The sequence below is a fragment of the Flindersiella endophytica genome (assembly GCF_054779015.1).
The window spans coordinates 281,435-304,701 of record NZ_BAAGYY010000019.1; the positions used below are offsets into that span (position 1 = coordinate 281,435).

The 23,267-nt window shown below is 69.7% G+C and carries 27 protein-coding genes; 15 read left to right on the plus strand and 12 right to left on the minus strand.

Features of this window, described 5'->3' with window-relative positions; translation table 11 throughout:
* Nucleotides 1-38: 38 nt before the first annotated feature.
* A complete protein-coding gene (locus ACYVF6_RS21925) occupies nucleotides 39-1,187 on the plus strand; it encodes an ADP-ribosylglycohydrolase family protein (protein WP_460524212.1) in 1,149 nt (382 codons plus the stop codon).
* On the opposite strand, the gene ACYVF6_RS21930 is transcribed toward ACYVF6_RS21925, so the two are convergent.
* Both ACYVF6_RS21930 and ACYVF6_RS21935 read right to left on the minus strand, forming a co-directional pair.
* Nucleotides 1,172-2,035, minus strand: a complete 864-nt coding sequence (locus ACYVF6_RS21930) for an aminoglycoside phosphotransferase family protein (RefSeq protein WP_460524214.1) — start codon at nucleotides 2,033-2,035, stop codon at nucleotides 1,172-1,174. The two genes, ACYVF6_RS21925 and ACYVF6_RS21930, sit on opposite strands and share 16 nt — an antisense overlap.
* Before the next feature lie 36 nt (nucleotides 2,036-2,071).
* Nucleotides 2,072-3,112 (minus strand): TetR/AcrR family transcriptional regulator, encoded by a 1,041-nt coding sequence (locus ACYVF6_RS21935; protein WP_460524216.1) that lies wholly within the window; start codon nucleotides 3,110-3,112, stop codon nucleotides 2,072-2,074.
* A gap of 70 nt (nucleotides 3,113-3,182) precedes the next feature.
* On the opposite strand from ACYVF6_RS21935, the gene ACYVF6_RS21940 reads away from it, so the two are divergent.
* Entirely contained in the window at nucleotides 3,183-3,836 is a 654-nt protein-coding gene (locus ACYVF6_RS21940) for a GNAT family N-acetyltransferase (RefSeq protein WP_460524218.1), read from the plus strand.
* Here the strand turns inward: ACYVF6_RS21940 and ACYVF6_RS21945 are convergent.
* From ACYVF6_RS21945 to ACYVF6_RS21970, 6 genes are all read right to left on the minus strand, one after another.
* On the minus strand, nucleotides 3,833-5,008 hold the full coding sequence (locus ACYVF6_RS21945; RefSeq protein ID WP_460524220.1) for a 4-hydroxybenzoate 3-monooxygenase: 1,176 nt from the start codon (nucleotides 5,006-5,008) through the stop codon (nucleotides 3,833-3,835). The genes ACYVF6_RS21940 and ACYVF6_RS21945 overlap by 4 nt on opposite strands.
* A gap of 173 nt (nucleotides 5,009-5,181) precedes the next feature.
* Nucleotides 5,182-6,642, minus strand: coding sequence for a benzaldehyde dehydrogenase (locus tag ACYVF6_RS21950; protein ID WP_460524222.1), 1,461 nt, complete (start codon nucleotides 6,640-6,642; stop codon nucleotides 5,182-5,184).
* A complete protein-coding gene (locus ACYVF6_RS21955; RefSeq protein ID WP_460524224.1) occupies nucleotides 6,639-7,439 on the minus strand; it encodes an ABC transporter ATP-binding protein in 801 nt (266 codons plus the stop codon). The genes ACYVF6_RS21950 and ACYVF6_RS21955 overlap by 4 nt, the downstream gene beginning before the upstream one ends.
* A 12-nt stretch (nucleotides 7,440-7,451) precedes the next feature.
* Nucleotides 7,452-8,252 carry an ABC transporter permease gene (locus tag ACYVF6_RS21960; protein ID WP_460524226.1) on the minus strand — a complete coding sequence of 267 codons (801 nt, stop codon included), beginning with the start codon at nucleotides 8,250-8,252 and terminating at the stop codon, nucleotides 7,452-7,454.
* Nucleotides 8,249-9,007 (minus strand): ABC transporter permease, encoded by a 759-nt coding sequence (locus tag ACYVF6_RS21965; protein ID WP_460524228.1) that lies wholly within the window; start codon nucleotides 9,005-9,007, stop codon nucleotides 8,249-8,251. Before ACYVF6_RS21965 ends, ACYVF6_RS21960 begins: the two co-directional genes overlap by 4 nt.
* Nucleotides 9,008-9,010: 3 nt before the next feature.
* The gene (locus ACYVF6_RS21970) at nucleotides 9,011-9,985 is read right to left on the minus strand and encodes an ABC transporter substrate-binding protein (RefSeq protein ID WP_460524230.1); all 975 of its coding nucleotides are present in this window, start codon (nucleotides 9,983-9,985) and stop codon (nucleotides 9,011-9,013) included.
* 177 nt (nucleotides 9,986-10,162) lie between these two features.
* On the opposite strand from ACYVF6_RS21970, the gene ACYVF6_RS21975 reads away from it, so the two are divergent.
* The 8 genes from ACYVF6_RS21975 to ACYVF6_RS22010 are packed head-to-tail and all read left to right on the plus strand — an operon-like array spanning nucleotide 10,163 to nucleotide 16,196.
* Entirely contained in the window at nucleotides 10,163-10,963 is an 801-nt protein-coding gene (locus tag ACYVF6_RS21975) for a CoA transferase subunit A (protein WP_460524232.1), read from the plus strand.
* Nucleotides 10,960-11,706, plus strand: a complete 747-nt coding sequence (locus tag ACYVF6_RS21980; protein WP_460524234.1) for a CoA-transferase subunit beta — start codon at nucleotides 10,960-10,962, stop codon at nucleotides 11,704-11,706. The genes ACYVF6_RS21975 and ACYVF6_RS21980 overlap by 4 nt, the downstream gene beginning before the upstream one ends.
* Nucleotides 11,703-12,437 carry a protocatechuate 3,4-dioxygenase subunit beta gene (pcaH, locus tag ACYVF6_RS21985; RefSeq protein WP_460524236.1) on the plus strand — a complete coding sequence of 245 codons (735 nt, stop codon included), beginning with the start codon at nucleotides 11,703-11,705 and terminating at the stop codon, nucleotides 12,435-12,437. Before ACYVF6_RS21980 ends, pcaH begins: the two co-directional genes overlap by 4 nt.
* A complete protein-coding gene (locus ACYVF6_RS21990) occupies nucleotides 12,434-12,943 on the plus strand; it encodes a peptidase associated/transthyretin-like domain-containing protein (protein WP_460524238.1) in 510 nt (169 codons plus the stop codon). Before pcaH ends, ACYVF6_RS21990 begins: the two co-directional genes overlap by 4 nt.
* A gap of 25 nt (nucleotides 12,944-12,968) precedes the next feature.
* The gene (pcaB, locus tag ACYVF6_RS21995) at nucleotides 12,969-14,231 is read left to right on the plus strand and encodes a class-II fumarase/aspartase family protein (protein ID WP_460524240.1); all 1,263 of its coding nucleotides are present in this window, start codon (nucleotides 12,969-12,971) and stop codon (nucleotides 14,229-14,231) included.
* Nucleotides 14,232-14,239: 8 nt separating this feature from the next.
* Nucleotides 14,240-15,016 carry a 3-oxoadipate enol-lactonase gene (pcaD, locus tag ACYVF6_RS22000; RefSeq protein WP_460524242.1) on the plus strand — a complete coding sequence of 259 codons (777 nt, stop codon included), beginning with the start codon at nucleotides 14,240-14,242 and terminating at the stop codon, nucleotides 15,014-15,016.
* A complete protein-coding gene (gene pcaC, locus ACYVF6_RS22005; protein WP_460524244.1) occupies nucleotides 15,013-15,396 on the plus strand; it encodes a 4-carboxymuconolactone decarboxylase in 384 nt (127 codons plus the stop codon). Before pcaD ends, pcaC begins: the two co-directional genes overlap by 4 nt.
* Nucleotides 15,393-16,196, plus strand: a complete 804-nt coding sequence (locus tag ACYVF6_RS22010; protein ID WP_460524246.1) for an IclR family transcriptional regulator — start codon at nucleotides 15,393-15,395, stop codon at nucleotides 16,194-16,196. The genes pcaC and ACYVF6_RS22010 overlap by 4 nt, the downstream gene beginning before the upstream one ends.
* Before the next feature lie 7 nt (nucleotides 16,197-16,203).
* Here the strand turns inward: ACYVF6_RS22010 and ACYVF6_RS22015 are convergent, their stop codons facing one another.
* Nucleotides 16,204-16,359, minus strand: a complete 156-nt coding sequence (locus ACYVF6_RS22015; protein ID WP_460524248.1) for a hypothetical protein — start codon at nucleotides 16,357-16,359, stop codon at nucleotides 16,204-16,206.
* 18 nt (nucleotides 16,360-16,377) lie between these two features.
* Here ACYVF6_RS22015 and ACYVF6_RS22020 point away from each other — a divergent pair, with 18 nt between their 5' ends.
* The 3 genes from ACYVF6_RS22020 to ACYVF6_RS22030 are packed head-to-tail and all read left to right on the plus strand — an operon-like array spanning nucleotide 16,378 to nucleotide 18,182.
* On the plus strand, nucleotides 16,378-16,998 hold the full coding sequence (locus ACYVF6_RS22020; protein ID WP_460524250.1) for a hypothetical protein: 621 nt from the start codon (nucleotides 16,378-16,380) through the stop codon (nucleotides 16,996-16,998).
* A gap of 36 nt (nucleotides 16,999-17,034) precedes the next feature.
* A complete protein-coding gene (locus ACYVF6_RS22025; protein ID WP_460524252.1) occupies nucleotides 17,035-17,280 on the plus strand; it encodes a DUF2630 family protein in 246 nt (81 codons plus the stop codon).
* Nucleotides 17,277-18,182, plus strand: a complete 906-nt coding sequence (locus ACYVF6_RS22030) for an arginase family protein (RefSeq protein WP_460524254.1) — start codon at nucleotides 17,277-17,279, stop codon at nucleotides 18,180-18,182. Before ACYVF6_RS22025 ends, ACYVF6_RS22030 begins: the two co-directional genes overlap by 4 nt.
* Before the next feature lie 86 nt (nucleotides 18,183-18,268).
* Here ACYVF6_RS22030 and ACYVF6_RS22035 read toward each other — a convergent pair whose 3' ends face one another.
* Nucleotides 18,269-18,955 carry a GOLPH3/VPS74 family protein gene (locus ACYVF6_RS22035; protein ID WP_460524256.1) on the minus strand — a complete coding sequence of 229 codons (687 nt, stop codon included), beginning with the start codon at nucleotides 18,953-18,955 and terminating at the stop codon, nucleotides 18,269-18,271.
* Nucleotides 18,956-18,999: 44 nt separating this feature from the next.
* On the opposite strand from ACYVF6_RS22035, the gene mgrA reads away from it, so the two are divergent.
* Complete coding sequence (gene mgrA, locus ACYVF6_RS22040; protein ID WP_460524258.1) at nucleotides 19,000-20,040, plus strand: L-glyceraldehyde 3-phosphate reductase; 1,041 nt, start codon at nucleotides 19,000-19,002, stop codon at nucleotides 20,038-20,040.
* A 359-nt stretch (nucleotides 20,041-20,399) separates the two neighbouring features.
* Nucleotides 20,400-20,576, plus strand: a complete 177-nt coding sequence (locus ACYVF6_RS22045; protein ID WP_460524260.1) for a hypothetical protein — start codon at nucleotides 20,400-20,402, stop codon at nucleotides 20,574-20,576.
* A gap of 14 nt (nucleotides 20,577-20,590) precedes the next feature.
* On the opposite strand, the gene ACYVF6_RS22050 is transcribed toward ACYVF6_RS22045, so the two are convergent.
* Together ACYVF6_RS22050 and ACYVF6_RS22055 are read right to left on the minus strand one after the other, a co-directional pair.
* Nucleotides 20,591-21,784 carry a carbohydrate kinase family protein gene (locus ACYVF6_RS22050; protein ID WP_460524262.1) on the minus strand — a complete coding sequence of 398 codons (1,194 nt, stop codon included), beginning with the start codon at nucleotides 21,782-21,784 and terminating at the stop codon, nucleotides 20,591-20,593.
* Nucleotides 21,785-22,291: 507 nt separating this feature from the next.
* Complete coding sequence (locus tag ACYVF6_RS22055) at nucleotides 22,292-23,245, minus strand: sigma-70 family RNA polymerase sigma factor (protein ID WP_460524264.1); 954 nt, start codon at nucleotides 23,243-23,245, stop codon at nucleotides 22,292-22,294.
* Nucleotides 23,246-23,267 lie beyond the last annotated feature (22 nt).

A 23,267-nucleotide genomic window follows, 5' to 3' on the forward strand; every position in this document is an offset into this window, starting at 1 on the left:
GATCGGCTGGTCAGAGGGGTTCCGCTACGCTTCGCGGTGTGACTGAGCAGGGCGGCGGGCAGGCGATCACACATCCGAAGGACTGGCCGAGGGAACGCCAGGAGACGTTTCGATCACGCGTACGTGGCTGCCTGCTCGGCGGTGCGATCGGCGATGCGCTGGGTGCCCCGATCGAGTTCGTTCAGATCGAGCAGATCCGGGAGGACTACGGCGAGGCCGGGCTCACCGACCTGGCACCGATCGGCGGCAGGCGCGGCTTGGTCACCGACGACACGCAGATGACGTTGTTCACCGTCGAGGGGATCATCCGGGCCGCCGTGCGCTGGGATCGCGGCGTCTGTCATCCGCCGGCCGTCGTGCACCGGGCGTACCTGCGCTGGCTCACCACCCAGGAACGGCAGACCCCGCCGGACGACGTGAGCGGCTGGCTCGGCCGGCAGCAATGGCTCTACGACGTACGCGCACCCGGCAACGCGTGCTTGTCAGGCCTTCGCTCGGGCCGGATGGGCACGTTGCAGGAGCCGGTCAACGCCTACTCCAAGGGCTGCGGCACGGTGATGCGCTCGGCGCCGTTCGGCCTGATCCCGACGCCCTGGTACAAGATCAAGAACGCGTTCGACTTCGCCGTCGAGTGCGCGGTGCTCACCCACGGACACCCGACCGGCTACCTGTCTGCGGGCGCGTTCGCCGCGATCGTCCGGCAGCTGATCGACGGCGTACCGCTCCCGGCTGCGATCGACGGCGCGCTGGTGCTGCTCGCGGAGTACGAAGGCCACGAGGAGACGACGGCCGCGCTGCGCAAGGCGGTGGAGCTGGCCGGCTCGGAGCACACACCGTCGCCGGAGGCAGTACACCAGCTGGGTGGCGCGTGGATCGCGGAGGAAGCGCTGGCGATCGGCGTCTACTGCGCACTGGTCTACCCCGACCCGCCGCAGATGCGGCAGGCGCTGCTCCTCGCCGTGAACCACTCCGGCGACAGCGACTCGACCGGCTCGGTGTGCGGCAACCTGCTCGGCGCCTGGCACGGCGAGACGGCGCTGCCGGCCGACTGGGTCGCCGAGGTCGAGGGCCGCGGTACGATCCTGGAGCTGGCCGACGACTTCGCGATGGAGTTCACGCAGGAGTCACAGCTGCACGGCGACTACGGGCCGTACACCCAGTGGACGCAGCGCTATCCGGGCGCCTGACCCAGGATCTTGCGTACGGCGCCCGCCGCCCAGTCGTCGAACAGCCGGGCGTCGAGGTGGGGCAGCAGGTCGTGCTGGGCTTCGACGGCCCAGCGCAGGATGACGAACCAGCGGATGCCGATGGCCTCGGCACTGGCGTACGGCGACGGGTCGATGCCGTACTCGTCGAGCAGCATCACCAGGTCGACGTCTGCCGGCGCGAGGATCGGGCGCTGCCAGTCGATCACGCGATAGCCGTCGCCGGCCAGGAAGATCTGGTCGGCCCGCAGGTCACTGTGCACGACCCGCGTGCCGTTGCCGATCAGGGCGAGCACGTCGTCCGACTCCGCCCATGTGCGTACGGCCTCGATCCGCTCGGGCGCGATCGACGGGAACCGGCCGGTGCGGACCAACGTGCCGAGCTTGCCGAGCGCCTCGGTGGTGACGGCGTGCCAGGCTGCCGGCGTGCCGATGTCGTAGTAGACGGGCAGGTCACCCTTGATCTCCCCGATCTGCTCGACGACCCGCCTGGCGTGCTCGACGAAGCCGGCCTCGTCGAGACTGGCGTCCTGCAGCGTCGGCGCGTCGATCCAGTCGACGACGAGCGTCGTGCACCCGCCGAGCCGGCCGAGGACCTGGACGTGCGGCAGGAGCGGTGAGGTGGCGGCGCGATAGAACGCCGCCTCGACCGTCGGCGGCAGCTGCGACTTGTAGACCAGCGTCCGGCCGTCGTCGAGCCGCAGCTTCCGCACCCAGGACAGCGGCCACTCGTGGATCGTTTCGCGGCTCTCGACGGCGGAGCCGAGCAGGCGGCCCAGTTCCGCGTCGTCGTGGGCCACGAGATCGGTGAAGAACGGGTGCGTCAGCATCCAGCCGACGCTAGCGCCGATTGACGACGATCCGCGTCATATTTCTCGCCGCCGCTCGATCAACGCCTCCAGGCCGTCGAGCAGCAGATCCAGCCCGAACGTAAAGTCTGCGTCCTCGACCCAGCCCTCGGAATCCGCCATCAACCCAGACCGCATCATCCCGGCGAGCACCGGGTACGCCCGCGGGTCGAGCACCCGCGCCAGCAACTCGCCGTAGCCGGCCGCCCCGTCGACGACCGGATTACCGGCATTGACGGCATAGGTGAGCGTGGCGTCGCTGAGTGCGTATCCGGTCAGCGCGGTAACAGCGCGAAACTTCTCGCTCTCGTCCAGCGGCGTGTCACCGAGCGCGGCCAGCGCCGCTTCGAGCCAGGCCAACCGCCGCGGCCCGATCGGCGGCACAGCGCCGGGGAGTGACAGCAGCCACGGCCGCGCCAACAGCGCATCACGATTCGCGCGCGTCCACGTGGCGAGGTAGCTCCGCCACGCCCGACGGGCGGTGTCTCCACCTCCGCCATCGCCCGCGGCCCTGGCATCGGCGACGGGATCGGCGACAGGATTGGCGACAGGATCGCCGACGGGATTGGCGACGGGATTGGCGACAGGGGCGACGGGATTGGCGACAGGATCGCCGACAGAACGGGCGACAATCGCGGCACCAGGATTGGCTGCGGGATTGGCGACGGGATTGGCGACAGGATCGCCGACGGGATTGGCGACAGGATCGCCGACAGAACTGGCGACAATCGCGGCACCAGGATTGGCTGCGGGATTGGCTGCCGGATTGGCGACAGGATTGGCCACGGGATCGGCGTGCTGTGGGGGAGGCGGCAGCGCGGCCTCGGCCATCAGCGTCAGCAGCTCGTCCTTGCTGCCGACGTAGCGGTAGAGCGCCATCGTCGCCACGTCGACTCGCTCGGCCACGCTGCTCATCGACACCGCCGCCAGTCCGCCGGCGTCGGCGAGGTTGATGGCGGCGGCTGTGATCGTCTCCAGGTCGAGCCGTGGCCGCGGGCCCTTGCGCGCCACGGTCTCGCGGCCCCACAGCTTGGCGACGACTGGTGGCAGCTCTGGCATGGCCATCCTTCCGCGTATGTGCTACACAGTATGGCATACGCGGTAAGCCCCGCCGAAGGAGCGCAGCACGATGGCCACGATCGAGATCCGGACGTTCACCGAGGCCGACCGCGCCGAGCTGCGGGAGCTGTACGCCTGCGAGGCCGAGGGCTCGCCGGTCGCGTCCCTGTGGGGTCACCCCGAGTCCGAGGCGTCGATCTACCTCGATCCCTACCTGGACCTCGAGCCCGAGTCGCTGTTTCTGGCCGTCGTCGACGGCAAGCCCGCCGGCCACCTGGCCGGCTGTGTCGACAGCGCGAAGTTCCCCGGCGAGGACGAGCGGATCGAGCGCGCGATTCGCTCGTACCGCCTCTACACCAAGCCGAAGCCGATGGCGTTCTTCGCCCGCGCCTCTGTCGGCATGGCCCTGGCCGCGATCCGCGGACTGCCCGTCGCCAAGGAGCTCGACGACCCGCGCTGGCCGGCCCAGCTGCACATCGCTGTCACGCCCGCGGCCCGCGGCACCGGCGCGGCCCACGGCCTGATGGACGCCTGGCTCGACCGTCTCCGCTCCACGAACACCCCCGGCTGCTATCTCCAGACCCAGGTCCAGAACGTGCGGGCGGTGCGCTTCTTCGAGCGCTCCGGCTTCACCAAGTACGGCGAGCCCGCGCTGATCCCCGGCATGCGCTGGCAGGGCAAACCCTTGTTCCAGCAGACGATGGTCTGGACCAACAACAGCTAGAGCGGCAGCCCCACGTAGTTCTCCGCCAGTGAGGTCGCCGCGGCGCGGGAGCTCACGGTGTAGTGCAGCTGCGACAGCTGGATCCGCCGCTGGAACTCGTCCTGGTCGGGGAACCTGTGCAGCATCGACGTCATCCACCACGAGAAGTGCTGCACCCGCCAGACCCGCCGCAGGCAGACGGTGGAGTACGCCGCGAGCCGTGACGCGTCGCCGGAGTGGAAGAAGGCCGCCAGCGCACTTGCCAGCACCGTCACATCGGCGACCGCGAGGTTCAGGCCCTTGGCCCCGGTGGGCGGCACGATGTGCGCCGCGTCCCCCGCCAGGAACAGCCGTCCGTGCTGCATCGGCTCGACGACGAAGCTGCGCATCGGCGTGATCCCACGGTCGAGGATCGGCCCGGGCCGCAACGTGAAGCCCGACGTGAGAGCCATTCGCGTCTGCAGCTCCGACCAGATCCGCTCGTCGGGCCACTGCGACAGGTCGTCCCACGGATCGACCTGCAGGTAGAGCCGGCTGATCTCCGGCGTACGCATGCTGTGCAACGCGAACCCGCGCTCGTGCGAGGTGTAGATCAGCTCCTCGCTGGCCGGTGGCGTGTGCGCCAGGATCCCCAGCCAGGCAAAGGGATACTCCCGCTCCAGCACCCGCAGGACGCCACCGGGAATCGTGGGCCTGCTGACACCGTGAAAGCCGTCGCACCCGGCGATCACGTCGCACTCGAGCACCTCGCGCGTGCCCGAGTCGGACGTGAACTGGACGCGAGGCTTCTCGGTGTCGATGTCGTGCAAGCTCACCTCGGACACGGAGAACAGCAGCTCACCGCCGTCCGCCCGGCGCCGGGCGACGAGATCCTTCAGCACCTCGTGCTGCGCGTACACCGTGATCCCACGGCCGCCGGTCAGCGCGGCGAAGTCGATCCGGTGCCTCGTCCGGTCGAACCGCAGCTCGACACCCTCGTGCCGCAAGCCCTGCTGGAACAGCCGATCGGCCAAGCCCACCTGGCGAAACAGGTCGACCGTGGTCTGCTCGAGCACGCCCGCACGCACCCGGCTGGTGATGTGGTCGAGGCTCTTGACCTCCAGTACGACGGAGTCGATGCCGCGCAGGCTCAGCAGGTGGGACAGCAGCAGTCCGGCAGGTCCCGCACCGATGATCCCCACCTGCGTCCGCATCACGTGCTCCTTCTAGGCCGGGCCTGGCGAATATCGCCTGACGCGCGACGCCTGGCATCCACGCTGCCTGCACCGTCGTCGGTCACAGGAGGCCCCTCCAGCTTCCCTCCGCCGGCTTGGCAGCGCGGCGCCATGCGCCGCGCGCTTGACCGGCCCTCTTCGCCAGACACGACCTAGAACGGATAGGCCGCCACATCGCTCTGCATCGTGACCCACTGGGTCTCGGTGAACGCCTCGATGTTGGCCGCGGCACCGCCGAAGCGCGAGCCCGTGCCCGACTCACCGACGCCGCCGAACGGCACCACCTGTTCATCATCGACGGTTTGGTCGTTGATGTGTACGGTTCCGCTGGGAATCCGCTCGGCGAACGCCAGCCCGCGCAGCGGGTCGGTGGTCAGGATGCTGAGCGAGAGGCCGTACGGCGTCGCCGCCGCCAGCGTGGCCGCCTCGTCGATCGAGCCGAACGACAGCACCGGCGCGACCGGCCCGAACACCTCCTGCTCGTACGCCGGCATCGTCGGCGTCACGTCCGCGAGCACGGTCGGCTGGTAGAACAGGCCCTCGTACGTCCCTCCCGCCGCCAGCCGTGCGCCGCTCTCCACGCTCGCGGTCACCAGCGAGTGCACCTTGTCCCGTTGCCGCTCGTCGATCAGCGGGCCGAGCGCGACCTGCTCGGTTGCCGGGTTGCCGACCGGCAGCGCGGCGGCCTTGGCCGCGAGGCGGTCGACGTACTCCGACACCAGACGCTCGTGCACCAGGTGGCGTCCGGTCGTCATGCAGATCTGGCCCTGGTGCAGGAACGAGCCCCACGCGGCCGCCGAGACCGCGCGATCGAGGTCCACGTCGTCGAGTACGACCATCGCCGAGTTGCCGCCGAGCTCGAGGTGCGCGCGCTTCAGGTGCCGGGCCGCGAGCTCGCCGACCCGCCGCCCGACTGCCGTCGAGCCGGTGAACGAGATGACCCGCACGTGCGGCGAAGCGATCATTGCCTCACCGACGTCCGCGCCGCCGGGCAGGACATGCAACAGCCCGGCCGGCAGCCCGGCCTCCTCGAAGATGCGGGCGAACAGCACGCCACCGGCGACGGCGGTACGCGGGTCCGGCTTCAGCACGACGGCGTTGCCGAGCGCCAGTGCGGGAGCCACCGACCGGATCGCGAGGATCGTCGGCACGTTGAACGGCGCGATCACGGCCACGACGCCGGCCGGCAGCCGCCGGGCCAGGCTCAGCCGTTGCTTCAGCGTCGGCAGGATCTGACCGAGCGGCTGCGAGGGCAGGCTCGCCGCCTCGTAGCACATCTGCGTGCTCAGGTGCAGCTGGAACTCGGCCATCGCGGGCACGGCACCGGTTTCCCGGACCACCCAGCCCGCGAGTTCCTCGAGGTTCTCCTCGATCGCCTGCGCCGCCCGCCGGATGATCGCGCCGCGTTCCTCGAACGGCGTCGCGGCCCACGCTTTCTGGGCGGCCGCGGCGGCTTCGGTGGCCGCGGCGACGTCCTCGGCGTCGGCGATGCCGATCCGGCCGATCTCGTCGCCCGTGGCGGGTTCGATGACCGCGGTGTCGCCTCCGTGCGGCCGGGTCCATTTCGTGGAGTAGAGGGATGAGGTCCAGATGGACGGGTCCAGGAGAGTCATGATGACGTCCTCTGTCGATCTTGTGGGTCCGAAAGCCGTTGCGCGGCCTGGACTTCGGCGTACACGTGACGGCGTAGCTCGGTGAACTGCGTGTCCGCGCGCGTCAGCAGCTGATCGCGTTCGGCCGGCAGCCCGATCTTCACGTCGTCCTGGATCACGCTGGGGGAGGAGGACAGCACGAGCACGCGCTGCCCGAGGTAGACGGCCTCGTCGATGTCGTGCGTGACGAACAGGATGGTCACGCCGAACTCCTGCCAGATCGACCGGACCAGGTCCTCCAGGTCGGCCCGAGTCTGTGCGTCGACGGCGGCGAACGGCTCGTCCATCAGCAGCACCTTCGGCTCGTACGCGACCGCCCGCGCGATCGCGACCCGTTGCTGCATGCCGCCGGACAGCTGCCACGGATAGGCCTGCTGCGAGTCCCGCAACCCGACCGCGTCGAGCGCCCGGGAGACCAGCTCGGCCCGCCGGTCCCTGGCCAGCTTCTTCGTTTTCAGGGGCAGCTCGACGTTCCGCGCGACGGTCATCCACGGGAACAGGCTCCGCCCGTACTCCTGGAAGACCACGGCCATGTCCGGTGGGGGAGCGACGACCTGAACGCCGGCGAGCTCGACGGTTCCCGCCGTCGGCGGCAGCAGGCCGGCGACGCAGCGAAGCAGAGTGGTCTTGCCACATCCGGACGGCCCGACCATGCAGACCAGCTCGCCCGCCTCGACCCGGAACGTCAGGTCGCGGATCGCCTCGACGGTCCGGCCCTTGGCGTCGTAGACCTTCTTCAGGCCTTTGACTTCCAGCACAGGTGCTACTCCTTATTGCCGTTGTCGTGGCCGACTGCCGTGGTACCAGTGCAGGATGCGGCGTTCGGCGAGCCAGTAGAGGACGGCCAGCACAACGCCGAGCAGGCCGAGCACGACCACGCCGGTCCACATCTGCGCGATGTCGAACCCGGTCTGGAACTGGCGGATGATGAAGCCGAGCCCACTGACGTTGGCGAACATCTCACTGATCACCATCAGGATGATCGAGATCGGCAGCGCCAGCCGGATGCCGGTCATGATCTGCGGGCTGGCGGCCCGCAGCACGAAGTAACGCAGCCGCGCGACACCCTTGATGCCGTACGCCCGGCAGGTGTCCTCCAGCACGAGGTCGGCCGAGCGCACGCCCTCGACCGTGTTGAGCAGGATCGGCCACAGGCAGCCGGAGATGATCACCAGGATCCGCATCCGGTCGCCGATGCCCGCGAGCAGCAGCAGGATCGGGACGAGCACCGGTGGCGGGATCGCGCGCAGGAACTCCAGCACCGGCTCGACGACCGCCCGCAGCTTCGGCGACGAGCCGATCGCCACGCCGAGCCCGATCCCGAGTACGCAGGACAACCCGAGGCCGATCAGCAGCCGGCCGATGCTCGGCAGCACGTCGGCGCGCAGCCGTTCGCCAGTCCAGAACTGGGTGAACGCGTCGGCGATCGCGCCCGGCGACGGCAGGTAGTACATCTGCAGCTGGATGCTCGCCCACCACCACAGGGCGATCAGGACCAGTGGCAGCAGCAGGATCTGGAGCAGCACCCACAGGACGCGCAGCAGTCGCAGCAACCAGGCCGGGCCGTTCATACCGCCGCCTCGCCGCGTACGGACGTGTGCCAGTGCAGCACGCGTCGTTCCAGCAACCGGACGCCGGCGTTGACCAGCACGCCGATCGTCCCGATCACCAGCACGATCGCGTACACCACCTCGGGCTGCGCGCCGCTGCCGCGAGCGGTGCCGATCTGCTGGCCCAGGCCCGGGCTGCCGATGATCATCTCGGCGGTGATGGCGAGGATCAGCGCGACGGAGGCACCGAGGCGGAAACCCACCAGGATGTACGGCAGCGCGCTCGGCACCGTGACGTACCGGATCCGTGCCCATCGAGAGAGCCGGTACGACCTCGCGGTCTCCTCGGCCACCGGATCGGTGTCGGCGACACCGTGCAGGACCTGGATGTAGACCTGCCAGAAGCAGGCGTACACCACCAGCAGCAACGTCGAGCGGATGTCGGTGGCGAACAGCAGGACCGCCAACGGGATCAGGGCGATCGAGGGGATCGGCCGCAGGAACTCCACCGTCGACCGCGTGAACTCCCGCAGGAGAGGCACCGAGCCGACCAGGAACCCGAGCACGACCGCCGCGATCGTCGCGATGCCGAGGCCGGCGACCCACGCGATCATCGTGTCAAGCACGGCTTGCCAGAACTCTGGAGTGCCGGCCTCTCGGCCAAGGGCTCGCAGGACTACGGTCACCGGCGGGAGGTCGTCCGGGGAGACGAGCCCGAGCCGGGGTAGCGCCTCCCAGACTACGAGAGCGCCGACTACGCCGAGCAGACCGAGCACTGGCTATCCCACGTTGGCGAACAGCGCGTCGATGTCGGCCGGCTTGGTGAGCGTCCCGTCCTGTTGCGCGTCCTTCGCGATCGCCTCGGTCGAGGCCTGGTTGACGTCCACCGGGAACTTCGGAAGCGTGATCTGGTTGGCGATGTCGGGCGTGATCTTGGTGTAGGTGCCGAGGATCTTCCGCACTTCGTCCGGATGCGCGTCGGCGTACTCCATCGACTTCTTCATCGCCCTGGTGAAGCGCTCGACCAGCTCGGGGTTCTCCTTCAGCAGTTTCTCGGTGGTGAAGTACATCGCGATGCTGAGGTCGGGAGCCGGGTCGACGTAGTTCGACGCCACCGGACGCGCGCCCTGGCTGCGGGCGATCGTGACGAACGGCTCGACCAGGCAGGCGGCGTCGATCTGGCCCTTCTGCAACGCCGGCGGCTGGTCCGGGAAAGGCAGCTCGAGCGGCTTCATGCTCTTGGGATCGCCGCCCGCCTTCCGGATCGACGCGCGGATCGTGGTGTCGCAGATGTTCTTCTGGTTGTTGACGCCGACGACCTTGCCGGACAGGTCCTTGGCGGTCTTGATGTCGCTGTCGCCCTTCACCATGACGGCCGCGAAGTCCTTGCCCTGCTGGCCTGTCGACGAGACGCCGTTGCTCACGATCTTCAGCGGCAGGCCCTTCTCGCGGGCGATCAGCAACGAGACGATGTTGGCGAACGCGAACTGGAACTTGCCGCTCACGACGCCGGGCACACTGGCCGCGCCACCGGAACCGACCTGCAGGTTGAGGTCGATGTTCTCGTCGGAGAAGAAGCCCTTCGACTTGCCGAGGTAGATCGGTGCCACGTCGACGATCGCGATCACGCCGACCGTGACCTTCTCGGTCTTCGAGCCCTGGTCGCCGCCCGAGCCGCAGGCGGTGGCCACGAGGCCGAGCAGGAGCAGGGAGATGCTGACGATGCTGCGGCGGCGCTGCCATGGGCGGCCCATGGGTATCCCTCCCACATGGGTACGGGTGTTCGCGAACCGAACGTCTGTACTTATCGCAACTTAGGCCCTTGGCGGGTGAGCCGTCAACAGCTCGCGTCGCGGTGGTTGACCGTTCGACGCCCCGCTGGGTAACGTGCGGATAACGACCTAGAGTGCGGATATCGAACGGAGCGGTCTGTGGCGCAACTGGTCTCGCTCGCCGACGGTGTGCGTGAGCTCGTCCAGGACGGAGACACCGTTGCGCTGGAGGGCTTCACCCACCTGATTCCCATGGCGGCCGGCCAGGAGATCATCCGGCAGCAGCGGCGGGACCTCACGCTGGTCCGGATGACGCCGGACCTCGTGTACGACCAGCTGATCGGTGCGGGATGCGCGCGCAAGCTGGTGTTCTCCTGGGGCGGAAACCCCGGAGTCGGATCGCTGCACCGCTTCCGCGACGCGGTGGAGAACGACTGGCCGCGACCGCTGGAGATCGAGGAGCACAGCCACGCCGGCATGGCCAACCGCTACGTGGCGGGTGCGTCCGGGCTGCCGTTCGCCGTGCTGCGTGGCTACGCGGGAAGCGACCTGGTGAAGCGCAACTCCACGATCAGGACCATCACCTGCCCGTTCACCGGCGAGGTGCTCGCCGCCGTGCCGGCGCTCAACCCGGACGTCACGATCGTGCACGCACAGCAGGCCGACCGGCAGGGGAACGTCCAGCTGTGGGGAATTACCGGCGCGCAGAAGGAGGCCGTGCTGGCCGCCAGGCGTTCACTGGTGACTGTCGAGGAAATCGTCGACGAACTCGAGCCGCGACCGGGTGGAGTCGTGCTGCCCGGCTGGGTGGTGACGGCCGTCGCCGAGGTGCCGGGCGGTGCCCGGCCGTCGTACGCGCAGGGCTACTACGACCGCGACAACACCGCCTACCAGCAGTGGGACAAGGTGAGCCGCGACCGGAAGGCCTTCCAGGACTGGATTTTGGAGCTGGCGGCATGAGCTGGTCCGCGGATGAGCTGATGTCGATCGCGGCGGCGCGGGCGCTGGAGAACGTCCGTACGTGCTTCGTCGGCATCGGGCTGCCGAGCACCGCCGCCAACCTCGCCAGGCGAGTGCACAACCCCGAGCTGGTGCTGGTGTACGAGTCGGGGACGCTGGGCGCCAAGCCGGACCGGCTGCCGCTGTCGATCGGCGACGGCATCCTGGCCGAGACCGCGCAGTCGGTCGTGTCGGTGCCCGAGATCTTCAACTACTGGCTGCAGCCCGGCCGGATCGACGTCGGCTTCCTGGGCGCGGCCCAGATCGACCGCTACGCCAACATCAACACGACCGTGATCGGCCCGGACTACCGGCGCCCGCGGGTGCGGCTGCCCGGCGCCGGGGGAGCGCCCGAGATCGCGGGCTGCTGCGGCGAGGTGCTCGTGGTCGTCCGGCAGAGCAAGCGCACGTTCGTCGAGCAGGTCGACTTCATCACCTCACTCGGATACGGCACCGGGCCGGGCGACCGCGAGCAGCTCGGGCTGCGCGGCAAGGGCCCGGTACGCGTCATCACCGACCTGGGCGTCCTGGAGCCGGACCCGTCGACCTGTGAGCTCACGTTGACCAGCGTGCATCCCGGCGTGGACGTCGATGCCGTCCGCGCGGCCGTCGGCTGGGACCTCGCGGTCGCCGGCGAGCTGGGCACGACGCCGGAGCCGACGGTGCGGGAGCTTTCGGAGCTGAGGGAGTTGGAGCGAGCGTGAGCGACGTACAGCGCGATGCCCAGGGGTACGTACGAGACGACGACGTCCATCCGCCGCTGTGGTACCCCGACTACAAGTCGACCGTGCTCAGGGCGCCGGAGAAGCCGCTGGTGCTGCTTCCGCACACGATGACCGAGCTGACCGGACCTGTGTACGGACCTGAGCGGATCGGCGCGACCGACAACGACCTGACCCGGCAGCATGCCGAGGAACCGATCGGCCAGCGCATCATCGTGCACGGGCGCGTGCTCGACAGCGACGGCCGGGCCGTGCCGAACGCGCTGGTGGAGGTCTGGCAGGCCAACGCGTCCGGGCGTTACCGCCATGTCGTCGACAACTGGCCGGCACCGCTCGACCCCAACTTCACCGGTGCCGGGCGGACGCTGACCGACTCCGAGGGCCGGTACCGCTTCGTGACGATCAAGCCGGGCGCGTACCCGTGGAAGAACCACCTGAACGCCTGGCGGCCCGCGCACATCCACTTCTCGCTGTTCGGGCAGGCGTTCGCGCAGCGGCTGGTGACGCAGATGTACTTCCCGGACGACCCGTTGTTCGGGCAGGACCCGATGTTCAACTCCGTACCGGATCCGAAGGCGCGGCAGCGGATGGTCTCGAAGTTCGACTGGACGCACACCGAGCCCGAGTGGGCGCTGGCGTTCGAGTGGGACATCGTGCTGCGTGGCCGGGAGGCGACGCCGTTCGAGTCCGCGGACGGAGACGATGACGAATGACGGGCTACCCCACCACGCCGTCGCAGACCGCCGGGCCGTTCCTCGCGATCGGGATGGTGCGCGCGGGCGAGGAGTACGCCGTGCCTTCGGATACGCCGGACGCGATCTGGATCCGCGGCACGGTCACCGACGGCTCGGGTGCACTGGTGCCCGACGCGCTGATCGAGACCTGGCAGCTGTCGCCGAACGCGCTCGGACGTTGCCCGACCGGCCCGGACGGTACGTACGGGATTCTGACCGTGAAACCAGGGCAGGTTCCCTACGTGGACGGAACGACGAGCCAGGCGCCGCACATCGACGTGGCGGTGTTCGCGCGCGGCCTGCTCCGACAGCTGGTGACACGGATCTACTTCGCCGACTCGGCGGACGCCAACGCCGCCGATCCGGTGCTGGCCGGGCTGCCGCCGGACGCCCGTGAGTCGCTGGTCGCCGAGCGCACCGTCGACGGCTACCGCTTCGACATCAGGTTCCGAGGCGACGGTGAGACGACGTTCTTCGCCGTTTGACCTCCCCGAGGAGTGGGTGCGCGCCATGCTCGAGGCGGAGGCGGCGCTCGTCGCGGCGCAGGCCGAGGCCGGACTCGTCCCTGCCGACGCGGCCGAGCGGATCGCCCGGACCTGCCGGGAACTGGACCTCGACGTCGCGGCACTCGGTGTGGCCGCGGCGGAGGCCGGCACACCCGTCGTCCCACTGGTGAAGGACATCTCGGCGGCCGTGAGCGACGCGGACGCCGACTACGTCCATCTCGGCGCGACCAGCCAGGACATCGTCGACACGGCGATGATGCTGGTCGTTTCGCGAAACCTGCAAGAGATCCGCGGACAGCTCGAAACCTCCGCCGAGGTCGCCGCCGGCTTGGCCGCGACTCACCGCAGGACCGTGATGGCCGGGCGGACGCTGCTCCAGCAGGCGGCGCCGACGACGTTCGGGCTGCTGGCCGCCGGCTGGCTGGCCGGGCTGGACAGCGTTGCGGACCACCTGCTCGACGTACGGGAGAACCACCTCGCCGTCCAGCTCGGGGGAGCGGTCGGAACCCTTGCGTCGTTGGAGGATCGTGGCCTGTCCGTACTCGCGGCGTACTCCTCCGGGCTCGGCCTGGCGGAGCCGGCGGTGCCGTGGCACACCGAGCGCAGCCGGGTCGCCCAGGTCGCCTGCGCGCTGGGCGAGGCCGCCGGTGTCGCCGGGAAGATCGCCCGCGACGTCGTCCTGTTGTCGCAGAACGAGCTCGGCGAGGTCCACGAGGCGCGTCGGCCGGGCAGGGGCGGCTCGTCGACGCTGCCGCACAAGCGCAATCCGGTGGCGGCCGTGACGGTCTCGGCGTTGGCGCAGCAGGCTCCCGGGCTGGTCGCGACGCTGTTGAGCGCGATGCCGCACGAGCTGCAGCGGGCCGCCGGCGCCTGGCAGGCCGAATGGGGCCCGCTGGACGACCTGCTCCAAGTCGTCCACGGCGCTGCCGACTCGTTGCGGGAATGCCTTTCCGGGCTGGAGGTCGACACCGAGCGGATGCGGGCGAACGTCGACGCCGGGGGCTCCCGGTTGCTGGCCGAGGCGTTGAGCACCGGACTGCGTCCCGTCCTCGGGCGGCGGATGGCGCAGCGGCTCGTCACGGCTGCCGGCCAGGAAGCCGTTGCCACTGGGGTTCCGGTCGCCTCCGTGCTCGCCGGCAGGCCGGAGATCTCCTTGTCTCGTGGCGAGATCGAGGCGTTGCAGGATCCCATGGGCTATCTCGGAGCCGCGGAGGCGTTCGTCGACCGGGCGCTCGCGGCACATGACGAACGGAGGAACCGGCAGTGACGCCAGAAATGAGCACCGTACCGCTGCACTTTGTGCGTGAGGGCCGGTCCGACGGGCCCACGGTCGTGTTCGGCGGCTCGCTGGCGTCGAACCTGTCGATGTGGGAGCCGATCCTGCCGCGGTTCGCCGACTCGTTCAACGTCGTGCGGTACGACCTGCGCGGGCACGGCTCGTCGCCGGTGCCGGCCGGGCCGTACGAGATCGCCGATCTCGGCGCCGACCTGCTGGCGCTGCTCGACCGGCTGTCTCTTCAGCGGGCGCACCTGGTCGGGCTGTCCCTCGGCGGGATGGCGGCGATGTGGGCGGCCGCGCACGCACCGGACCGGGTGGACCGGCTGGTGCTGTGCTGCACGTCGGCGCAGCTCGGCCCGCCCGAGATGTGGGCCGAGCGGGCGGCGCTGGCGCGTAGGGGCGGGACCGCGGCGGGAGCGGATGCGGCGATCGGGCGGTGGTTCACGCCGTCGTTCGCGGCCGCCGAGCCGGAGCTGGTCGCGCGTACGAAGGCGATGATCGCGGCGACCCCGGACCAGGGCTACATCGAGTGCTGCGGTGCGATCGAACGGATGGACCTGCGTCCCCTGCTCGGCTCGATCACGGCACCGACGCTGGTCGTCGCCGGCGAGCACGACCCGGCGACTCCCGTGGACCACGCGGAGCTGATCGCGGGTCTGATCCCCGACGCGCGGCTGGCCGTCGTGGCGTCGGCCGCCCACCTGGCCGTGGCCGAGCAGCCGGACGAGGTCGGCAAGCTGATCGCGACACACCTGGAGGGCGGCATCGGATGAGCGATCACGGTGACTATGAGAATGGCCTGGCTGTGCGGCGTGCCGTGCTCGGCGACGCACACGTCGACCGGGCGCTGGCGGGCGCTGACGAGTTCACCGCGCCGTTCCAGGAGTTCATCACGCGGTACGCCTGGGGCGGGGTCTGGACGCGCGAGGGCCTGGACCGGCGGACGCGCAGCTGCGTGACACTGGCGGTGCTGACCGCGCTCGGACACACGCGTGAGTTGGAGATGCACGTCAAGGCGGCGCTGCGCAACGGGTTGTCGGCGGCGGAGATCGGCGAGGTGTTGCTGCATACCGCTGTGTACGCCGGCGTTCCGGCCGCGAACGCGGCGTTCGCGACGGCGCAACGGGTGCTTGCAGAGGAGCCGGAACAATGAGCGAGGCACGAGGCTCCCACTTCGTCCAGTCGCTGGAACGCGGGCTCGCGGTGATCGGCGCGTTCAACGCCGACGCGCCGGAGTTGACGCTGAGCGAGGTCGCGCGGTCGACGGGGCTCACGCGGGCGGCGGCGCGGCGGTTTCTCCTGACGCTGACCGACCTGGGCTATGTGCGTACGGATGGGCGGCTGTTCTCGTTGACGCCGCGCGTGCTCGAGCTGGGGTACGCCTACCTCTCGAGCCTGTCGCTGCCCGAGGTCGCCGAGCCGCACCTGGAACGGCTGGTGGCGGAGATCCGCGAGTCGTCGTCGGTGTCCGTGCTGGACGGCGACGACATCGTCTACGTGGCGCGGGTACCCACGTCGCGGATCATGACGGTGGCGATCAACGTGGGCACGCGCTTCCCGGCGTACGCGACGTCGATGGGGCGGGTGCTGCTGAGCGGGCTGCCCGAGGCCGAGCTCGAGGCGTACTTGGCGCGGGTGGAGGTGAAGCGGCTGACCGCGCGTACGGTCTCGTCGATCGGCGCGTTGCGGTCGGAGCTGGGACGCGTGCGTGCGCAGGGCTGGGTGATCGTCAACCAGGAACTGGAGGAGGGCCTGCGCGCGGTGGCGGCGCCGGTGCGCGATCGTTCGGGCCGCGTGGTGGCGGCGGTGAACGTGTCGGCGCACGCGGCACGCAGCTCACTGGAGTCGATCCGCCGCGAGATCCTGCCGTCCCTGCTGGCGACGGCTGCGCGGATCGAGGCGGACCTGCATGTGGCGACGCGCGGAAAGAGCGAGCGTCACCTGAGCGGGTGACGTCCTTCTACTCGCCGACCGCCTCGGCGTATCGCTCGTGCAGTCGTGCGCGGATCTCCTGCGGAGTGTAGGAGCGGCGCTTGCGTTCCGCGCGCACGATCACCACCCCGGTCGCCGCGACACCGAGGAGAGCGGCCACACCTGCGATCTTCCACCAGCGCATGGGCCTAGATTAGGCGGCGTGGACCTCGACGAAGCGGTCGACCTGACTCGTACCGGCGATCTGTGGCTGTTCCGCGGCCGTTCCAGAGCCGACCGGGCGATCCAGGTCATGACGAACAGCCCGGTCAACCACGTCGGCATGGCCGTGGTGCTGGACGACCTGCCACCGCTGATGTGGCACGCCGAGCTCGGCAAGTCGCTGCTCGACCTCTGGACCGGCACCCACCACCGCGGCGTCCAACTCCACGACCTCCGCGACTCGGTGCTGGTGTGGGGCCGCAGGTATGGACAGCAGGCCTGGCTCCGCCAACTCGATCCTTCAGTGACCCGGGTGCACGAGGACGCGGCGCTGCGCACGATCGCGCGGCTGTCCGGGACGCCGTTCCCCTCCACGGCGAAAATGGCGACCAACTGGCTCCGCGGCCGCGTCCCGTTCCGCCGAGGGGCGTCCGACGCCGCCCTCGAAACGGCCTACTGCGCCGAAGTCATCGCGACGACCTACCAGGCGATGGAGCTGCTGCCGAAGAAGCGCAGCGCCAGCTGGTACGACCCCGGCCGCTTCTGGAGCGGCGACGACCTGAACCTCGAATCCGGCTTCTCCCTCGGCGGCGAGCTCCCCGTCGAGCTTCCCGCCGGCTAGTTGTGCATTCCGCGGTCTGGGGGTAAGCAGAGCACCGTGAAAGACAACGAGATCTTCGCCCAGATCAACGAGCTCGTCGACGAGGAGCACTCACTCCGCGACAAGCTGCGCAACGGTGAGGTGTCCGCCGAGGACGAGCACGAGCGGATTCGGGAGCTCGAGGTCACGCTCGACCGCTGCTGGGACCTGTTACGGCAGCGCCGGGCACTGCGTGAGGCCAACGCCGATCCCGAGCAGGCCAAGACCCGCCCGGCGACCGAGGTCGAGGGCTACCAGCAGTGACGGCCGGCCGCCCGCCGGCCAGGCTCGCGGTTCTCGACGCGCCGTCCAACCTCGGGCTGCGTCCGCCCGCGCCGGGAACCGTGCCCGGCTGCTACAAGCTGGCCGGCGCGCTACGTGACCAGGGCCTGGTCGCGCGGCTCGGCGCCCGCGACGCCGGCTACGTCGTGCCGCCGCGTTACGACCGGGGCGACTGGAAGCCGGGCGACGGGGTGTTCAACGCCGCCGCGATGGCGGAGTACACCGCGAAGCTGGCCGACCGGATCACGCGGGTGCTCGACAACGGCGAGTTCCTGGTGCTGCTCGGCGGCGACTGCTCGATCCTGCTCGGCCCCGTCCTCGCGCTGCGCAGGCGCGGACGCTACGGCCTGGCCTACTTCGACGGCAGCGCCGACTTCCGCCACACCGGCAACTCCGACCACGTGGGCGCGGCCGGGGGCGAGGGCACCGCGCTGGTCACCGGCCGCGGCCAGCCCGACCTGACCGACATCGACGGGCTGCGGCCGTACGTACGAGACGCTGACCTCGCCGTGCTCGGCATCCGCGACTACGACGTCCACCTCGCCGACCTGGCCGAAGCCGGCATCGCCAACTGGACCGCCCCGGCGATCCGCGAACAGACGCCGGCGGCCGTCGCCGGCCAGGTGCTGCAGCGGTTCGAACGCCTCGACGGCTTCTTCGTCCACACCGACGTCGACGTCCTCGACCCGTCGATCATGCCCGCCGTCGACGCCCCGGATCCCGGCGGACTGACCTACGCCGAGCTGACCGGCCTGCTGCGACCGCTCGTCGCCGCTCCCGGCTGCGTAGGCCTGGAGATCACGATCTTCGACCCCGACCTCGACCCAGACGGCAAGCTCGCCACCGAGCTCACCGACCGGCTCGTCGCAGCCCTCGGCCGTTGATCCAGGCCACCTCGGCACCAATCCCGCTGCCACCCGCCGGCGCGGTCGTCGTCACCAATCTCGCCCGGCCAGGTGCCGGCAGCGGGTCAGCTACTGCCCGACGCCGAGCCGGCAGCCGAAGCCGCCACAACGGCCGTCATCACCGCCTGGTTGACCGCTTCGACCGCCTTGCGTACCGCATCACTCGCCCACTCGCCCTTCGCGATCGCCTTGGCCCGCTGCTTCACCATCCGCTTGTCCACGCCGGCGAGACCCGCGACCACCTTCGGCACGGCGTCGATCGCCCACAGCAGCGAGATCACCGCTGCCGTACGCGGGTCCGGTGTGGAGCCCACGACCAGGACCGCGTGCAGGCGCCCGCGCAGGTCCTGCTCGTGCGCTGAGTCGGCGGCAGGCCATCGCGTCGTCGGGAACAGTCCGAGAATCTTGCCCTGCTCCCGGCGCAACACGCCGCGCGACGCAAGCCCGTTCAGCAACCTGTCGCGCAGCCCCTTGGCCAGCTTGCCGACCACGTCCTGCGGCCTGCGGTCCTTCTCCGCGATCACCGCGAGCCCGGCGTCCAGCTCGGCCGAGCCCGTGGGCGCGGGATCCCGGACGTACAGCCGCCCCTTCTTCACCGGTCCGTCCGGACCCGCGACGTCGACCTTGCCGTGCTCCGCCAGCTCGAGCAGGACCGCACCCGCGAGCGCGTAGTCGACCCGGGTGCTGTCGGTGATGGACTTCCCGGTCTCGTCGTCGGTGAGCAACAGCAGGATGTCTTCGGCGATCAACATGGGGTCCAGTCTTCCCAGTCGCACTCCCTGTGCACATCCCTCTCATGTCTGACCTGCCCTACATCTATCGAGCGAGGGGCGTGGAAGACTGGTCGGTCATGGGATATGACGCCTCGTTTGACCGTTATGAGCACATGGTCTACCGCCGTTCGGGACAGAGCGGTCTCAAGCTGCCCGCCGTCTCGCTCGGCCTCTGGCACAACTTTGGCGACGACGTGGAGCTCGACCGCCAGCGCGACATCCTCCGTCGTGCGTTCGACCTCGGTGTGACGCATTTCGACCTGGCCAACAACTACGGCCCGCCGGCGGGCTCGGCCGAGCTCAACTTCGGCAAGCTGTTCCGCCAGGACTTCCAGCCGTACCGCGACGAGCTGATCATCTCCACCAAGGCCGGTTACTACATGTGGCCGGGGCCGTACGGCGAATGGGGCTCGCGCAAGTACCTCCTGGGCAGCCTGGACCAGAGCCTGCAGCGGATGGGTCTCGACTACGTCGACATCTTCTATTCCCACCGCTTCGACCCCGACACTCCGCTCGAGGAGACGATGGGCGCGCTGGCGTCGGCCGTCCAGCAGGGCAAGGCGCTCTACGTCGGCATCTCGTCGTACTCCGCCGAGGACACTCGCCGGGCCGCGTCGATCCTGTCCGACATGGGTGTACGGCTGCTGATCCACCAGCCGTCGTACTCCATGCTCAACCGCTGGATCGAGCCCGACCTGCTCGACGCGCTGGAGGAGGTCGGCGCCGGTTGCATCGCGTTCTCGCCGCTGTCGCAGGGCCTGCTGACCGACCGTTATCTCAACGGCATCCCGGAGGGCTCGCGCGCCACCCAGGGCAAGTCGCTCGACCCCAACCGGATCACCGAGGAGCAGGTCGCGCAGCTGCGGGCGCTCAACGAGCTGGCGCAGAAGCGCGGGCAGACGCTGGCCCAGCTCGCGCTGGCCTGGATCCTGCGGCACCGCGTGATGACGTCGGTACTGATCGGCGCGAGCAGCGTCGCCCAGCTCGACCAGAACGTCGCGACGATCGAGAACCTCGACCTCAGCGAAGCCGAGCTCGCCGAGATCGAACAACTGCTGGCTTAGGCCGCGTTTCATAAATATCGCCTGACGCGACTTCGTCGGACGCGCTCTATTGAATTTGCGCCTCCGGCGCGTGGCTGGCATCCACGCTGCCGGCCCCGCGGCGCCTCGCGAGTGTGCCGGACACGAGCGTCGGCCCGCGAAACCGGCAGCGCGGCGCCATGCGTCGCGCGCTTGACCGGCCCTCTTTATGAAACACGACCTAGGGTCGAAAGTCAGGGCTGACTCCGGGAGTTTGCCGGATCACCCGTTCGGCCGGGTCGGCGTAGGTTTGATCACGTACGGATCGACGACACATTCGCGTCCTTGTCGCGCACGGTGCCTTGCCGTGCGCGGCAAGAACGCCCGACGGGGAGGACCCCATGCTGCTCAAGGTGATCATCGCCATCGCCGCGATCTGGCTGGCGCTGGCGGTGCTCGGCTTCATCTTCAAGAACCTGCTGTGGCTCGGCGTGATCGCACTGATCCTGTTCCTGGCGACCAGCGCCTGGGGCTGGGTCAAGCGCAACAGCGACAGCTCGTCCAAGTACAGGTCGTAGCCGCGGCCGGCGACCTATGGTTCGAGGTCGTCGACCTCGAACCCGATGGTCGCCGTGGCCCGGCGCACCTCGCCGACGGGCGTGTCCGGCACGACGGACTCCAGGAAGCGGTACTCCTTCGCGACCTTGCCGAGGCCGGGCACCCGCTTGGCGACCTGCCACCAGGCCGCGATGTCGGCCCAGCCGGGAGCCGACAGCGAGCCACCGAAGTGCTGGACGGACAGCGCGGCGCAGAGGTTGGCGAACCGTAGGCGGTCCAGCAACGGCCAGCCGGCCAGCGTCGCCGTGACGAATCCGGCGGCGAACACGTCGCCCGCGCCAGTGGGGTCGAGCGCCTCGACCGGGAGCGCGGGCACGTCTGCGTACTCACCCGTCTCACCGTCGATGGCCAACGCGCCGTCGCCGCCGCGAGTGACGACAGCCACAGGGACGATCTCGGCCAGCTTGCGCAGGGCCGCCTCGGGCGTGTCGGTGCGGGTGTAGGCCATCGCCTCGGGCGTGTTGGGCAGGAACGCGTAGCAGGCGGAGAGGTTTTCGAGCACCTGCGCCGACCACTGCTCACTCGGATCCCAGCCGACGTCGGCGAACAGCAGGGCGCCTTCCGAACGGGCCTTCTGCGTCCACTGCTCGACGTTCTCCGAGACATCGATGAAGCACGCACGTGTGCCAGGCGGCCCCGACCCGTTGCCGGCGATCATCTCGTCGGGGCCAACGGGCGGCTCGTGCGCATGCGTGATCATGCTCCGGTCGTTGTGCGACGCCAGCGACACCGTGACGGGGGAGTGCCAGTGCGGGAACCGCCTGGACCGCGACAGGTCGACGCCTTCCTGCACGGCCAGCGTGTCGCGGCAGAACTCGCCGTAAACGTCATGCCCGAACGCGGCCGCGAGGGACGTGCGCAGGCCGAGCCTGGACATCGCGGTCGCGAGGTTGGCGATGCCGCCGGGGGAGCATCCCATGCCCTCGGAGAACACCTCGGTCCCGCCCGAGGGTGGCGCGGACAGGCCGGTGAAGATGATGTCGAGGAACACCGTGCCGGACAGGAAGACGTCGAACTCCGGATCAAGCGGCGTCCGTACGGCGGCAAGCGGATCGTGCGCCGGCCCCCGCCCGACGATGCCGCCGAGCTCCCAGGAGGTGGCGCTGGCTTCGTTCGGCCTGCTGTTCGCTTCGCTTTCAGCGTCCGAGGCGCCCAACCCCGATGCCATCCGCTCTCCTTGATGCTGTGCTTGCTGTACCGGCGGTGATTCCGGCCACGGTAGCGCGCAACGAGAGGTTTGCGTGGAGCGGTCCTCCAGATACCGGAAAACCTGTGGCCCGAACGGACAAAGCGCCAGCCCAGCTTGACGACATTCCGGCCACCAGCCACCCGCGAGCCCGCGGCAACCCCGCCCGCTCCCCACGGCCCGCCCTTCGCCCGCGCGCTGTGCTGCTGCCGGCCTAGCCGCTGCTGTTGCTGTTGGTCCGCGACGCCGCGCGCTGTGCGATCGGCCGACTCGCGCCACCCTGCAGAGCCGCTGGCGCGCGCTCTCGCCGAGCCTCTGCCATCACCTTCGCGCAGTCTGGCATGGCTGGACAGTTGTGCTGCTGCCTGCCGCCCCGTCGCCCTGGGCAGCTCCGCTGCTGCCACCTCGTCCTGGCGGGAACATCCCCCAGACATGCTCGCGCCCTCCGGGAGCGGTGCTCCGGGAGGGCGCGAGTGGGTGCTTCGACGGTTAGGCGGCGTTGGGTCCGACCAGGTCGGGCTCCGCGACCTTGCGCAGCCGGTGCAGGGCATCCCGCTCCAGCTGGCGGACGCGTTCCCTGGACAGGCCCAGCCGGTCGGCGATTTCGGCGAGCTTCCACGGCCGGCCATCGTCCAGGCCGTAGCGAAGCCGCACGATCTGCGCCGAACGCGGGTCGAGGGTCTCGATCAAGGCGGTCAGACGGCCACTCGACTCGGCAGCGACAACTGTCTCGTCCGGGCCGGGCATCACGTCACGGGCCACCAGGTCACCAAGCGACGTCTCACCGTCTTCGTCGACAGTGGCGTCCAGCGAAACGTGGTCGCGGCCCCAGCCCACGAGCTCCTTCACCCGCTGCTCGGGAACCCCGAGCTGCGCGGCGAGCTCCGAGTGCTCAGGCTCACGGCCAAGCTCCCGCTCGAGCGCACGCCGGGCGGCGCCCAGCGCGTTGAGGTCTTCGACAACATGGACGGGCAGTCGCACAACCCGGGCCTGCTGGGCAATGCCTCGGGTGATCGCCTGCCGGATCCACCACGTGGCGTACGTGGAGAACTTGAAACCCTTGGTGTAGTCGAACTTCTCGATCGCGCGGATCAGACCGGTGTTGCCTTCCTGAACCAGGTCGAGCAACGGCAGTCCGGAGCGGCCGTAACGACGGGCAATCGACACCACCAACCGGAGATTCGCTTCGAGGAAGTGCCGCTTGGTACGCCGACCTTCCTCGGCAAGCCAAGTGAGCTCTTCAACGGTCGCGCCGGCCGGTGCACGCCTCAGACCGTCGTCGCCCTCCTCGAGGAGCTGCTCGGCGATCTGGCCCGCCTCGATAGCCTTGGCCAACTCGACCTCGGTGGCCGCGTCGAGAAGCGGGGTACGCGAGATCTCGTCGAGGTAGCGGCCTACAAGGTCGCGCTCTTCGACGTGATCTTCAGCATGCCTGCGACGCACTGGCAAAGTGGCACCTCCTGCT

Coding starts and splice junctions, on each gene's coding strand:
- ACYVF6_RS21930 (WP_460524214.1), bottom strand. CDS start 2,035: ATGCTGACGCACCCGTTCTTCACCGATCTCGTGGCCCACGACGACGCG.
- ACYVF6_RS21935 (WP_460524216.1), bottom strand. CDS start 3,112: ATGCCAGAGCTGCCACCAGTCGTCGCCAAGCTGTGGGGCCGCGAGACC.
- ACYVF6_RS21940 (WP_460524218.1), top strand. CDS start 3,183: ATGGCCACGATCGAGATCCGGACGTTCACCGAGGCCGACCGCGCCGAG.
- ACYVF6_RS21945 (WP_460524220.1), bottom strand. CDS start 5,008: ATGCGGACGCAGGTGGGGATCATCGGTGCGGGACCTGCCGGACTGCTG.
- ACYVF6_RS21950 (WP_460524222.1), bottom strand. CDS start 6,642: ATGACTCTCCTGGACCCGTCCATCTGGACCTCATCCCTCTACTCCACG.
- ACYVF6_RS21960 (WP_460524226.1), bottom strand. CDS start 8,252: ATGAACGGCCCGGCCTGGTTGCTGCGACTGCTGCGCGTCCTGTGGGTG.
- ACYVF6_RS21970 (WP_460524230.1), bottom strand. CDS start 9,985: ATGGGCCGCCCATGGCAGCGCCGCCGCAGCATCGTCAGCATCTCCCTG.
- ACYVF6_RS21980 (WP_460524234.1), top strand. CDS start 10,960: ATGAGCTGGTCCGCGGATGAGCTGATGTCGATCGCGGCGGCGCGGGCG.
- ACYVF6_RS21990 (WP_460524238.1), top strand. CDS start 12,434: ATGACGGGCTACCCCACCACGCCGTCGCAGACCGCCGGGCCGTTCCTC.
- pcaB (WP_460524240.1), top strand. CDS start 12,969: ATGCTCGAGGCGGAGGCGGCGCTCGTCGCGGCGCAGGCCGAGGCCGGA.
- pcaD (WP_460524242.1), top strand. CDS start 14,240: ATGAGCACCGTACCGCTGCACTTTGTGCGTGAGGGCCGGTCCGACGGG.
- pcaC (WP_460524244.1), top strand. CDS start 15,013: ATGAGCGATCACGGTGACTATGAGAATGGCCTGGCTGTGCGGCGTGCC.
- ACYVF6_RS22010 (WP_460524246.1), top strand. CDS start 15,393: ATGAGCGAGGCACGAGGCTCCCACTTCGTCCAGTCGCTGGAACGCGGG.
- ACYVF6_RS22015 (WP_460524248.1), bottom strand. CDS start 16,359: ATGCGCTGGTGGAAGATCGCAGGTGTGGCCGCTCTCCTCGGTGTCGCG.
- ACYVF6_RS22035 (WP_460524256.1), bottom strand. CDS start 18,955: ATGTTGATCGCCGAAGACATCCTGCTGTTGCTCACCGACGACGAGACC.
- mgrA (WP_460524258.1), top strand. CDS start 19,000: ATGTCTGACCTGCCCTACATCTATCGAGCGAGGGGCGTGGAAGACTGG.
- ACYVF6_RS22045 (WP_460524260.1), top strand. CDS start 20,400: ATGCTGCTCAAGGTGATCATCGCCATCGCCGCGATCTGGCTGGCGCTG.
- ACYVF6_RS22050 (WP_460524262.1), bottom strand. CDS start 21,784: ATGGCATCGGGGTTGGGCGCCTCGGACGCTGAAAGCGAAGCGAACAGC.